The sequence below is a fragment of the Streptomyces sp. YGL11-2 genome (assembly GCF_050054615.1).
Lineage (GTDB): Bacteria > Actinomycetota > Actinomycetes > Streptomycetales > Streptomycetaceae > Streptomyces.
Genome location: NZ_JBNHIN010000012.1, coordinates 195,413 through 206,698, shown reverse-complemented (window position 1 = coordinate 206,698; position 11,286 = coordinate 195,413). Strand labels below are relative to the sequence as shown.

The window sequence follows — 11,286 nt, the reverse complement described above, 5'->3', positions numbered from 1 at the left end:
CTCTTTCCCCCGCCCCCCCCCCCCCCCCCCCCCCCGACACTCGAACCGCGGGCAGATGGCGCAGCTGAAGGGCTCGGCCGTCCGCCTCGGCCACGCCGATGGGGCACGAGACGCCCGCCCCACCCAGCCCGCAGTACCCGTTGATGTTGCGCGAGAGGTGCTGCCGGTGCTCTTACTCAGCGGGCAGTTCGGCCTCGATGAGGTCGGCCGCTCGCCGGGTGCCGCCCTCGGTGGCCATCTCCCGCTGGATGGCCGTGAGGCGGCGTCCCACCTCCGGGTCGGCGACGAGCGCGAGCACCGCCGCACGGAGCGTGGCGGCGTCCGCCTGGTCCATAGGCACGTGGCGGGCCACGCCGAGCCCCTGGAGCATGTCCGCATTGCCGAACTGGTCGACGGCCTGCGGGACGGCCACCATGGGCGTGGCGGTGGCCAGGCCCTCCTGGCTGCCTCCTGCGCCGGCGTGCGTGATGAAGGCGTCGGCCTGCTTCAGGATCGCCAACTGCGGCACCCACTGGTGCACTTCGACGTTCCCGGGGATCTCCCCGAGCTCGTCGGCGGTGACGTGCTTGCCCACCTGGAGCACGACGTGCCAGTCCGGCAGGTCACCGAACGCCTTGATGCACTCGCGGTAGAAACCGGGCTGCTTGGTGAAGGACGAGCCGAGCGAGACGAGCAGCACACGCTCGGCGTCCGTGGGCCGCTCCCATTCGCCCTGCGTCGTGCGGTCGCCCTGGCAGGCGCCGACAAAGGAGTGGACGCTCTCGTCGACCCGGTCGGCGTGCGGCTGCAGCGCCTTGGGGATGAGCACGATCGACCGGCCGGGGCGACCGACGAACGGGTCGGGGTGCTGCGTGATCCCGTTCTCCGCAAGCCAGTTGGTGAACTTCTCGTAGTACGCCCTGCCGCGCTCGGTCGCCCTGACTTCCGCCCACATCGGCTCGGCGACCTCCGCCTCGTACCCTTCCCACGCGACGAGGTTCGGCGAGAGGGAGATCGCGGGCACGCCCCAGCGGTGAGCGAGGACGCGCGCGGGATACGAGGTGATGTCGTGCAGCACCAGGTCCGGTTCGTCCCCTTGATACGCCTCGATGAGTTGCGGCAGTGCCTGGATCGCGTCGTCCAGGAACGGCTCGACGTTGTCGAGGAGCGTGGTCCCCCACGCCGACGGGTCGCTGTCAGGTGACGGCAGTGTCGTGCGGTACGGGACCGGCTCGGCGCCGGTCTCGGCAATCTCCTCCTGTAAGCGGGGTGGAATTGCGTATGTCACGCGGTGTCCTCGGGCGACGAGCTCCCGGATCACTTCGAGGCTCGGGTTTACATGCCCGTAGGCGGCAATGGAGAACATGGCGATATGGGCGCGCCCACCGTGCTTTGGGTTCGGCATGCCCTCACACTAAGCGAGACGAAACGTCTCGTTCAACTCCTTTTCGGGTTGCTGCTTCGTGGGGCGTCAGTCGCCTCGGGCCGGAGCCACCCCCACCGGGCAGGAGACGCCCGTCCCTCCGAGGCCCTCGTGCCAGGCAACCCCTGGCACGAGAGATGTTCGGTGTGATGGCTACAGAGCGTTGAACGGTGGCACGATACGGACGATGATGATCAGCGGGTCGCGCGGAGCCACCAGGAAGTAGAACCAGCCGCCAGCGGCGTCCATGCGGCGCAGTCCGCCCGGTCGGGGACCGTTGCCGAAGTCGCTGACGTCGATGCCCGTACTTGCCAGGTCGACGAGTTGGCCGGCCAGACGTTCCACTTCCGCCACCACGTGAACGGGGATGCCGTCCGATACATGGCGGTGGTCGGGGTTGTACTCCCAGCGCCAGTCAGCGCTCACCGGGTCGGGAGGCCGACGGCGGCGTGGGCTTCGTCCAGGATCCTGCCGATCTCGGAGGCGGCCTGCCGTGCCTGAGCCGCGTCGCCCGACTCGGCGGTGTCCTCCCACCGGCGGAGGTCCGCTGCAGCGTCGGGCCGACGCTGGATGTGGACATAGACGGCCCACTGAGCGATGAACCGCTGGAGCGGTGCCAGGTCGGAGCCCTGCCGGGACTGGTCGGCCGCTTGGTCCAACTCCCGGGTGAACGCCGGCAGCGCTGCGGGCGCGATCTGACTGATGGCCTGCCGCAGCGCGGCAACCGTGGCAGGGGGCTGGGGAATGAGTGGCTGCCCAGCGGCGGAGGTGGTCATGGCTGCTCCCATGGGCGCGATTCTGGTCCCGTGCGTCAGCGTATCGGGCGTGAGTGCTCTCCCTCCGCTCGAACGAGTGAGGGAGAGGCAATACGGCTACCAGCGCCCGTCCCGGCTTGGCGGGCGCGGCGGAGACCGACCGGCGCCTGGAGCGTTCTACTGCTCCGTGACTTCCGGGGCGGGCGCGATCCCCGTGGGGCAGGACCGACCCCAGTTCGTCTCCGACGGGGCACTCAGCTTGACCCCCGTCCCGCCGATGCCGCAGTACCCGGCGGGGTTCTTGTCCAAGTACTGCTGGTGGTAAGCCTCCGCCGGGTAGAAGGGGCGGGAGGCGTCGGCGGGGAGGATCTCGGTGGTGATGTCGCCGTAGCCCGAGGACGTCAGGACCTTGCGGTAGGCGTCGCGGGAGGCTTCGGCGGCCTGCTGTTGGGCGGGGGAGTGGGTGTAGACGGCGGAGCGGTACTGGGTGCCGACGTCATTGCCCTGGCGGAAGCCCTGGGTCGGGTCGTGGGACTCCCAGAAGAGCTTCAGCAGCGTGGTGTACGGGACGACGGCCGGGTCGAAGACGACGCGGACGGCCTCGGTGTGGCTGGTGTGGCCGCTGCACACCTCCTCGTAGGTGGGGTGCGGGGTGTGGCCGCCCTGATAGCCGACGAGGGTGGTCCAGACGCCGTCGGTCTGCCAGAACTTCCGTTCGGCGCCCCAGAAGCAGCCCAGGCCGAAGTCGGCGATCTCCAGGCCCTCGGGATACGGGCCGAGCAGCGGGTTGCCCAGGACGGTGTGGCGGTCGGGGACGGTGAAGTCCCGCTCGGGGCGGCCCGGAAGCGCTTCCTCGGCGGTGGGGAGATGGGTCTTGAAGCGGGAGAACAGCATCAGGATCGTGCTCCAGGGGAGGGGCGGACACGGGCGTGGGGGTGGGGCGGGGGTGGGGCGATGCGCGGATGCGGGTGCGGGTACCGGTGCAAACGTGTGGGGGTGGGTGGGCATTCCTTCGGGGGCTGCTGGTGGGCGGTCGGGGCCGGGCCTGTTGTTTACCCGCGGGGTCGGAAGTCCGCCGACGTCCCGCCGAGCTGTTCCCAGCCGGCGATGGCCAGGGCCCGGTACGCGGCGTACTCGGCGGCGGGGCTGCGCCCGTACGACCACGGGACGGCGCCCACATGGCCGTCGACGAGGCGGAGCTGCTCCATCGCCTCGGCGAAGCGTTCGGCGCGGACCAGGAACCAGACGAGCAGATGCCGCACGTGCGGCGCCATCGGGTGGTCGGCGGGGGCCTGGCGCAGCGCGAAGTGGGCGCCCTCGATGGCGCGCTCGATGACCGCGCTCTGGTAGAGCCCGCGGACCATGTTGGCCTCGGGGAGGTGCTCGTAGACCGCGAACAGCGGCAGCGCCGGCAGCAGGCTCGTCGCCGGGGCACCGGAGGCGGCGCGCTCGGCGAAGGCTTCGGCCTCCTTGCGGGAGCCGTGCCACTTCTCCGACCAGTACGGGAGCGCGGCCAGATGCGCGCCCATGTGGTGCGGTGCGCGTTGCGCGACCTTGGACCACAGCTCCTCGTAGTCGGCGGGGCGCTCACCCAGGCCGCGGGAGACGGCCAGCTCGGTGATGTACGGGATCGGGCTGCCGGGCGCCAGCAGGCCCGCCTCCCGGCAGACCGTCCGGGCCTCCTCCAGGATCATCCGGAAGTCCTGCGAGCCGGGGTCGCGGAGCGCCTGGACGACCAGGAACTGGGCGTGCGTCTGGGCGCCGCCGGGGTCCTTGGGAGCCTCGTCGCGCCAGGTGCGCAGCCAGATGCCGCCGGTCCGCCGGCCGCCCGCGCCCGCCGGGTCCCCGGCCAGCTCGAAGGCGGCGGCCCCGGCCAGCGACTGCACGCGCTGCCAGCGGCGCTCCCAGTCGTCGCCGGTGGACCGGAGCAGTTCGGCGGCCGGACGCCAGTCGTGCGTGCGGCGCATCTCGGCCAGCGCCCCGTCCAGCTCGGGGTCGGGGCCCGGCAGCCGGACGTCCAGCTCTTCCAGGGGGACGAAGCCGTAGCCCGCCATCGGGTCGCCGGCCACCACCAAGCCCTGTCGGGCGTGCTGTACGGCCCGCCGGCGCCGCATCCAGGGCAGGAAGACGAAACCGCCGAGCATGATCGCGGCGAGGAGAACCAGCAGAGCGTCCATGTGGTGTGTCCTGGTGGGAGGGGCGGAGGGGGCGGAGAGGAGAGGTGGCGAGCGGAGGGGCCGGGCGGCCGGTTCGCGGTGGCGGGTGCCGGATGCGAACCGGTGTCCGGTCTCCCGTATGTATCCACTATCCAGCGAACCAGAAAGTTCCGAAAAGTTCGGTCGCGCGGCCGACTACCCTCGGCAGACATGAGCGATCAGCGCGACGAGCGCCACCAGCACTTCGAAACCCTCGCCATCCACGCAGGTCAGGAGCCCGACCAGGCCACCGGCGCGGTGGTACCGCCCATCTACCAGGTCTCTACTTACAAGCAGGACGGAGTGGGCGGGCTGCGCGGCGGCTACGAGTACAGCCGCAGCGCCAACCCGACCCGTACCGCCCTGGAGGAGAACCTCGCCGCCCTCGACGGCGGTCGCCGCGGCCTGGCGTTCGCCTCCGGCCTCGCCGCCGAGGACTGCCTGCTGCGCACCCTGCTCGCCCCCGGCGACCACGTCGTCATCCCCAATGACGCCTACGGCGGGACGTTCCGCCTGTTCGCGAAGGTCGTCGAGCGGTGGGGCGTGGAGTGGTCGGTGGCCGACACCTCCGACCCGCGGGCCGTGCGCGACGCGGTGCGCCCCCGGACGAAGGTGATCTGGGTGGAGACGCCCAGCAACCCGCTGCTCGGCATCAGCGACATCGCGGCGCTGGCCGGCGTCGCGCGGGACGCCGGGGCCAGGCTCGTGGTCGACAACACCTTCGCCAGCCCCTACCTCCAGCAGCCGCTCGCCCTCGGTGCGGACGTGGTGGTGTACTCCACGACCAAGTACATGGGCGGGCACTCGGACGTCGTCGGCGGTGCGCTGGTCGTGAACGACGACGCGCTCGGTGAGGAACTGGCCTACCACCAGAACGCGATGGGCGCGATCGCCGGCCCCTTCGACGCCTGGCTGGTGATGCGCGGCATCAAGACGCTGGCCGTCCGGATGGACCGGCACAGCGCCAACGCGGCGCGCGTCGCCGAGCTGCTGACCTCCCACAAGAAGGTGACCCGGGTCTACTACCCGGGGCTGGCCGAGCACCCCGGCCACGAGATCGCCGCCAAGCAGATGCGGTCCTTCGGCGGCATGGTGTCGTTCCAGGTCGCGGGCGGCGAGGCGGCGGCGGTGGAGGTCTGCAACCGCGCCGAGCTGTTCACCCTGGGGGAGTCGCTGGGCGGTGTGGAGTCGCTGATCGAGCACCCGGGGCGGATGACACACGCCTCGACGGCCGGTTCGGCGCTGGAGGTGCCCGCCGACCTGGTCCGCCTGTCGGTCGGCATCGAGTCCGCCGACGACCTGCTGGCCGACCTCACGCAGGCGCTGGGCTGAGCCGGTAGCGGCCCCGGCCCCCGGCCCCCGGCCCCTGGTCACCACCCCTCCGCGGGAGGGGTGGTGCGGGCCGGTGGGGGACGCCAGGGCTGATCAACCGCCGCCCAGGTCAACAGAGTTATCAGTGCCAGCAGGGCGAGCAGAGTTCCGGTGCGGTGCAGCACCCGGCGCCGGTCCCGCATCCGGCGGCCGCGGGCGGCGGCCCGTGCGGCCAGGTCGGGCGGTACCAGTGGATGCGGCCCGGCCCGCAGCATCCGCCGCGCCTCGGTCTCCGTACGGTCGGGCAGCCGCCATTCCGGTGGGCCCCAGAGGTCCGGTCCTGTCGGGCCCCAGAGGTCCGGTCCCGGCGGACCGCGGAAGTCCGATCCCCGGTCTACCGGTTCCCGGTCTGCCGGTTCCCGCTCGGCGAGACCCCAGTCGGGCGGGTCCGCGCCGGGTGGTCCGCTCGCCGGCCGGTGCGGTTCCGGTGTGCCCGGGCCGGTCGGGTTCACGGCGTCGAGGCCGGTGCCGGGCGGCGGCTGCGCAGTGCGGCGACGGCGTGCCGGCACAGCTCGTGCACCCGCTCGGCGGGCAGGCCCAGTTGGGCCGCGGTCTGCTCCTCGGCGATGCCCTCGTGGTGCCGTAGCACCAGCACCAGGCGCTCGTTCGGGGTGAGTCGGCAGAGCAGCCCGCCGCGCGGCCGGCGGTGCCGCCGGCCGGTGTGCGCGAAGTGCGCGGCCAGCTCCCGGCGGGTCCGCTCGTACGGGTCCTCGCCGTGCAACCGGTCCCATGCGGCGTAGGTCCGCGCCAGCGCGCGGATCAGCAACTCCTCGGCGGCCGGGGCGGGTTGGGTGGCGGGCTCACCGGTCAGCAGGGCGGCGAGGTGCAGCAGCCGGCCGGCCGCGCCCGCCACGAAGAGCTCGAACTCCCGGGCCCGGCGCCGCTCCCGCGCCCACCGCCGCTCTCCCACCGCGCCTCCCGGATGACGGGCATCCGACGCCCTGGGCTCCTATGGCACGGCAGTCCGGGAGCGGGGTCAAGGGGTGCGACGGCGTTCCGCTTCGCGGGCGGCGCCCCGGCCCGCGGGGAGCGCGGCGACACCGGCCTTCGTACGCACCGGCCCCCCCGCCGCGGTACGCACCGGCCTTCCGCCGCGGTACGCACCGGCCTTCGCTTTTGTACGCACCGGCCCCCACCTCGATGCGCACTGGCCCCCCGCCTCGGTACGCACTGGCCCCCCGCCTTCGTACGCGTCGGCCCCCGTCCCGCGTACGCGTCGACCCCCGTCCCACGTACGTGTGCCGAGCCGACAGCCCGTGTGCCGGGCCGGCCGCTCCCCGGTACGCGTCAGGACGTCGCGGGTCCGACCTGTCCGACCTGTCCGGCCGGGCCGCCCGGCGCGAGTCCGGTGAGGTCGGCGAGGGAGGCGTTGAAGCGTGTCAGGAGCGTGCAGAACGCGGTGCGTTCCTCGTCGCTCCACTCCTCCGTCACCAGCGCCATCAGCGCCCGTCGGGACGCCCGCACCTCGTCGAGGCGGGCATGGCCGCGCTCGGACAGTTCGAGCACCACCGCGCGGCCGTCCTCGGGGTGGGTGGCGCGGCTGACCAGCCCGGCGTCGACCAGCGGGGCGACCTGCCGGGTGACCGTGGAGGAGTCGATGCCCATACCGCAGGCCAGGGCCTTGACGCCCATGGGGCCTTCCTGGTCCAGGCGGTTGAGCAGCAGATAGGCGGCGCGGTCCATGGAGTTCCGCGCCTGCCCGACGCCGCCGAGCCGGCTCTGTTCGGCGCGGCGGGCGAAGACGGCCACTTGGTGCTGCAGCGCGTCGAGGAGAGCGGGGTCGGTGTGGGTCGTCATGTCCGGAGAGGTGGGCATGGCCGGGGCTCGCTTCATGGAGGTGCGTATGGATGGGGTGACAGCGTACGCGGACCCGGCGCGGACCGTACCGGCGCTGCCGCGTGCGGTCACGTTGCGTACAGGTTCACGGCACGGCACGTCGGCGTGAAGGGCGCCGGAACGGCCGCGGGCGGGCGGGCCGTTCCAGGTCGGGCGCCCGCCGGCCGCCGTCCCCGCCGGGCGCCCGCCGCCGTCCCTGCGCACCGCACGGCCCGCGGGTGTCCGCCATCCGGCCAAAAAAGCCTGTTGGTGGCCGAACTGCGAGACTGGCCGCATGGCCGACCACCCGCCGGGTGTCCCGCAGGGGCCCACCGGATCCGCGCCCGCCGACGAGGAACCGCTCGCCGGCATCACGGTCGAGGACGTACGCGAGGCGCACAAGCTGCTCTCCGGCGTCTCCCGCGCCACCGCCATGGAGGGCAGCCGCTATCTGTCCGGGCTGGTCGGCGCCCCGGTCCACCTCAAGTGCGAGAACCTCCAGCGCACCGGTTCGTTCAAGATCCGCGGCGCCTACGTACGGATCGCCCGGCTCAGCGCACAGGAGCGGGCGGCCGGTGTGGTGGCGGCCAGCGCGGGCAACCACGCGCAGGGGGTGGCGCTGGCGGCGTCCCTGCTGGGCGTCCGCTCGACGGTGTTCATGCCGGTCGGCGCCCCGCTGCCGAAGGTCGCGGCGACCCGTGAGTACGGCGCCGAGGTGCGGCTGCACGGCCACGTCGTCGACGAGACGCTGGCCGCCGCCCAGGAGTACGCCCGGCAGACCGGCGCGGTCTTCATCCACCCCTTCGACCACCGCGACATCATCGCCGGCCAGGGCACGGTCGGCCTGGAGATCCTGGAGCAGTGCCCGGAGGTGCGGACGGTCGTCGTCGGGGTCGGCGGCGGCGGGCTCGCGGCGGGCATCGCCCTCGCGGTCAAGTCGCTGCGGCCGGATGTGAAGGTCGTCGGCGTGCAGGCGGCGGCCGCCGCCTGCTATCCGCCGTCGCTCGCGGCCGGGCGCCCGGTGGCCGTCGAGCCGCTGACGACGATGGCCGACGGGATCAAGGTCGGGCGGCCTGGCGATGTGCCGTTCGGCATCGTCAACGCTCTGGTGGACGAGGTCCGTACGGTTTCCGAGGACGAGCTGTCCAGCGCCCTGCTGCTCTGCCTCGAACGCGCCAAGCTGGTCGTGGAGCCGGCCGGCGCGAGCCCGGTGGCGGCGCTGCTCTCCGCGCCCCGCTCCTTCGAGGGGCCGGTGGTGGCGGTGCTCTCGGGCGGCAATGTCGACCCGCTCCTGATGCAGCGCATCCTCCGCCACGGCATGGCCGCCGCCGGCCGCTACCTCTCGCTGCGCCTGCGGCTGACCGACCGCCCGGGCGCCCTGGCCAACCTCCTCGGCATCCTGTCGGTCGTGGACGCCAACGTCCTCGACGTCGGCCACGTCCGCACCGACCCGCGCCTCGGCCTCACCGAGGTCGAGGTCGAACTCCACCTGGAGACCAAGGGCCCCGTCCACTGCACGGAGGTCCGCGACGCGCTCCGCGAGGCGGGGTACGACGTCGTCGCGGACTGATCCGGCACGGTCCGGGACCGGCGGCGGCCGAACGAACCTGCCATTTGTATCGCGATGTATCGCGTTCAGGAGTAGCATCGGCGCGCAGCGGCACGGTCGCGGGGGGCCGTCGCGCCAGGGTGCCCCGCGACGGGAGAAATGCCGAAATCGCGAACACGGCTGTGCCAAAGCGCCATACGTAGTATTCGACCTGGAACTGACCCAAATCATGGGGGTACCCATATGCCAGGCGCCATTTATGCCGAAGGTCTGGTGAAGACCTTCGGCGAAGTGCGGGCACTGGACGGCGTCGACCTCGACGTCCCCGAAGGAACCGTCCTCGGAATGCTCGGCCCGAACGGTGCGGGCAAGACCACCGCCGTACGGGTCCTGACGACCCTGCTCCGCCCCGACCGGGGCACGGCGCGGGTGGCCGGCATCGACGTCCTCGCGCACCCCGACGCGGTGCGCCGCTCGATCGGCCTGTCCGGCCAATTCGCGGCCGTGGACGAGTACTTGACCGGCCGGGAGAACCTGGTGATGGTCGGCCAGCTCTACCAGATGAGCGGACGCGACGCCCGGCGTCGGGCCGGTGAGCTGCTGGAGCGGTTCAGCCTCTCCGACGCCGCCGACCGCATCGCCAAGACTTACTCCGGCGGGATGCGCCGCCGGCTCGACCTCGCCGCCGCGCTGGTCGTCAGCCCGCCCGTGATGTTCATGGACGAGCCGACGACGGGCCTGGACCCGCGTAACCGCCAGGCGCTGTGGGACGTCATCCAGGAGCTGGTCGCGGGCGGTACCACCCTGCTGCTCACCACGCAGTACCTGGAGGAGGCCGACCGGCTGGCGCACGACATCTGCGTCGTCGACCATGGCAGGGTCATCGCCCGCGGCACCTCCGACCAGCTCAAGGCGCGCACCGGCGGCGAGCGGGTCGAGGTCGTGGTGCACGCCCCCGAGCACCTCACCGTCGCCGACCAGGTGCTGCGCGCCTTCGCCAAGGGGGAGGGCACGGTCGAACCGCACACCCGCAAGCTCACCATCCCGGTGACCGGCGGCGCCAAGCTGCTCGCCGAGGTGATCCGCGAACTGGACACCCGCGGGGTGGAGATCGACGACATCGGGCTGCGCCGCCCGACCCTCGACGACGTCTTCATCTCGCTGACCGGGCACACCGCCGAGGCGGCGGACGAGAACGGCACCGACGGGAACGGGGACGACGACGTGCGTACCGCCGGCGAGGCCGGCAGAAAGGCGGGTGTGAAATGACCGCGGTGACCGAAGCGGCCGGGAGCGAGGCCCACGTCCGGAGCCCGCGCCCGCGCGGCGGCATCGGGCAGTCGGTGCGCGACTCCCTGGTCGTCGCCAAGCGCAATCTGCTCCGGATGCTGCGGATCCCCGAGGTGGTCCTTTTCGGGCTGATCCAGCCGGTCATGTTCGTGGTGCTGTTCAGCTATGTGTTCGGCGGCTCCATCAACGTCCCGGGTGCGGGCCTCAGCCCTTCCGGATACCGCGAGTTCCTGATGGCGGGCATCTTCGCGCAGACCGTCACCTTCGCCACGGCCGGTGCGGGCGCGGGCATCGCCGACGACATGCACAAGGGTCTGGTCGACCGGTTCCGGTCCCTGCCGATGTCCCGCGGCGCGGTGCTCACCGGTCGCACCCTGGCCGACCTGGTGCAGACCGCGCTGACGCTGGTGGTGCTGGCGGTGGTCGCGCTGCTGATCGGCTGGCGCAGTCACGAGAACATCGCCAAGGTGCTGAGCGGCTTCGCGCTGCTGCTCCTGCTCGGCTACGCGTTCTCCTGGATCGGCGCGCTGATCGGCCTGTCGGTCCGTACGCCCGAGGCGGCCACCTCCGGCGGGCTGATCTGGCTCTTCCCGCTGACCTTCATCTCCAACGCCTTCGTGCCGTCGGAGAACATGCCCTCGTTCCTTCAGGTCATCGCGAACTGGAACCCGTTCAGTGCGACGGTCATGGCCTGCCGCGACCTGTTCGGGAACCTGCCGCCGCACTATCCGGTGCCGGACGCCTGGCCGATGCAGCACCCGGTGCTGGCCTCGGCACTCTGGTCCGTGCTGATCATCGCGATCTTCCGGACGCTGGCGGTGCGCAAGTACCGGTCGGCGGCGGCCTGAGGCCCGCCGGGACGACCGGCGCCGCGAGCACACGGGAAGCGGCCCGGAGCCTGTCGCTCCG

General features: G+C 72.4%; 11 protein-coding genes and 1 pseudogene. 4 read left to right on the top strand and 8 right to left on the bottom strand.

Annotated features, from left to right (window positions below; genetic code table 11):
• Positions 1-73: 73 nt before the first annotated feature.
• The 6 genes and pseudogenes from ACO1BR_RS16790 to ACO1BR_RS16765 form a co-directional block, all read right to left on the bottom strand.
• Positions 74-148 (bottom strand): annotated as a pseudogene (locus ACO1BR_RS16790) (peptide-methionine (S)-S-oxide reductase MsrA); the annotation flags it as partial.
• 24 nt (positions 149-172) lie between these two features.
• Positions 173-1,384: a macrolide-inactivating glycosyltransferase gene (mgt, locus tag ACO1BR_RS16785; protein ID WP_426795863.1), complete on the bottom strand. Its 1,212-nt coding sequence runs from the start codon at positions 1,382-1,384 to the stop codon at positions 173-175.
• Positions 1,385-1,555: 171 nt separating this feature from the next.
• A complete protein-coding gene (locus ACO1BR_RS16780; RefSeq protein ID WP_426795862.1) occupies positions 1,556-1,828 on the bottom strand; it encodes a hypothetical protein in 273 nt (90 codons plus the stop codon).
• A complete protein-coding gene (locus tag ACO1BR_RS16775; RefSeq protein ID WP_069572259.1) occupies positions 1,825-2,178 on the bottom strand; it encodes a DUF6247 family protein in 354 nt (117 codons plus the stop codon). Before ACO1BR_RS16775 ends, ACO1BR_RS16780 begins: the two co-directional genes overlap by 4 nt.
• Before the next feature lie 156 nt (positions 2,179-2,334).
• Positions 2,335-3,051 (bottom strand): peptide-methionine (S)-S-oxide reductase MsrA, encoded by a 717-nt coding sequence (gene msrA / locus ACO1BR_RS16770; RefSeq protein WP_426795861.1) that lies wholly within the window; start codon positions 3,049-3,051, stop codon positions 2,335-2,337.
• A 158-nt stretch (positions 3,052-3,209) separates the two neighbouring features.
• Complete coding sequence (locus ACO1BR_RS16765; protein ID WP_426795860.1) at positions 3,210-4,334, bottom strand: hypothetical protein; 1,125 nt, start codon at positions 4,332-4,334, stop codon at positions 3,210-3,212.
• Between the two features lie 189 nt (positions 4,335-4,523).
• On the opposite strand from ACO1BR_RS16765, the gene ACO1BR_RS16760 reads away from it, so the two are divergent.
• Complete coding sequence (locus ACO1BR_RS16760; RefSeq protein ID WP_426795859.1) at positions 4,524-5,684, top strand: cystathionine gamma-synthase; 1,161 nt, start codon at positions 4,524-4,526, stop codon at positions 5,682-5,684.
• A 487-nt stretch (positions 5,685-6,171) separates the two neighbouring features.
• On the opposite strand, the gene ACO1BR_RS16755 is transcribed toward ACO1BR_RS16760, so the two are convergent.
• Both ACO1BR_RS16755 and ACO1BR_RS16750 read right to left on the bottom strand, forming a co-directional pair.
• Positions 6,172-6,633, bottom strand: a complete 462-nt coding sequence (locus tag ACO1BR_RS16755; RefSeq protein WP_426795858.1) for a sigma factor-like helix-turn-helix DNA-binding protein — start codon at positions 6,631-6,633, stop codon at positions 6,172-6,174.
• A 377-nt stretch (positions 6,634-7,010) separates the two neighbouring features.
• Positions 7,011-7,538, bottom strand: coding sequence for a MarR family winged helix-turn-helix transcriptional regulator (locus ACO1BR_RS16750; RefSeq protein WP_426795871.1), 528 nt, complete (start codon positions 7,536-7,538; stop codon positions 7,011-7,013).
• 295 nt (positions 7,539-7,833) lie between these two features.
• Between ACO1BR_RS16750 and ilvA the strand changes: the two genes are divergently transcribed.
• The 3 genes from ilvA to ACO1BR_RS16735 all read left to right on the top strand — a co-directional run bounded on the left by ilvA (position 7,834) and on the right by ACO1BR_RS16735 (position 11,225).
• Positions 7,834-9,108 (top strand): threonine ammonia-lyase, encoded by a 1,275-nt coding sequence (gene ilvA / locus ACO1BR_RS16745; RefSeq protein ID WP_426795857.1) that lies wholly within the window; start codon positions 7,834-7,836, stop codon positions 9,106-9,108.
• A gap of 222 nt (positions 9,109-9,330) precedes the next feature.
• Positions 9,331-10,356 (top strand): ATP-binding cassette domain-containing protein, encoded by a 1,026-nt coding sequence (locus ACO1BR_RS16740; protein ID WP_426795856.1) that lies wholly within the window; start codon positions 9,331-9,333, stop codon positions 10,354-10,356.
• Positions 10,353-11,225, top strand: coding sequence for an ABC transporter permease (locus tag ACO1BR_RS16735; protein WP_426795855.1), 873 nt, complete (start codon positions 10,353-10,355; stop codon positions 11,223-11,225). The genes ACO1BR_RS16740 and ACO1BR_RS16735 overlap by 4 nt, the downstream gene beginning before the upstream one ends.
• The last annotated feature ends 61 nt before the right edge of the window (positions 11,226-11,286 follow it).

What these genes read in the sequence shown, in the direction of transcription:
- mgt (WP_426795863.1), bottom strand. Translation starts at nt 1,384, where the DNA reads ATGCCGAACCCAAAGCACGGTGGGCGCGCCCATATCGCCATGTTCTCC.
- ACO1BR_RS16775 (WP_069572259.1), bottom strand. Translation starts at nt 2,178, where the DNA reads ATGACCACCTCCGCCGCTGGGCAGCCACTCATTCCCCAGCCCCCTGCC.
- msrA (WP_426795861.1), bottom strand. Translation starts at nt 3,051, where the DNA reads ATGCTGTTCTCCCGCTTCAAGACCCATCTCCCCACCGCCGAGGAAGCG.
- ACO1BR_RS16765 (WP_426795860.1), bottom strand. Translation starts at nt 4,334, where the DNA reads ATGGACGCTCTGCTGGTTCTCCTCGCCGCGATCATGCTCGGCGGTTTC.
- ACO1BR_RS16760 (WP_426795859.1), top strand. Translation starts at nt 4,524, where the DNA reads ATGAGCGATCAGCGCGACGAGCGCCACCAGCACTTCGAAACCCTCGCC.
- ACO1BR_RS16750 (WP_426795871.1), bottom strand. Translation starts at nt 7,538, where the DNA reads ATGCCCACCTCTCCGGACATGACGACCCACACCGACCCCGCTCTCCTC.
- ilvA (WP_426795857.1), top strand. Translation starts at nt 7,834, where the DNA reads ATGGCCGACCACCCGCCGGGTGTCCCGCAGGGGCCCACCGGATCCGCG.
- ACO1BR_RS16740 (WP_426795856.1), top strand. Translation starts at nt 9,331, where the DNA reads ATGCCAGGCGCCATTTATGCCGAAGGTCTGGTGAAGACCTTCGGCGAA.
- ACO1BR_RS16735 (WP_426795855.1), top strand. Translation starts at nt 10,353, where the DNA reads ATGACCGCGGTGACCGAAGCGGCCGGGAGCGAGGCCCACGTCCGGAGC.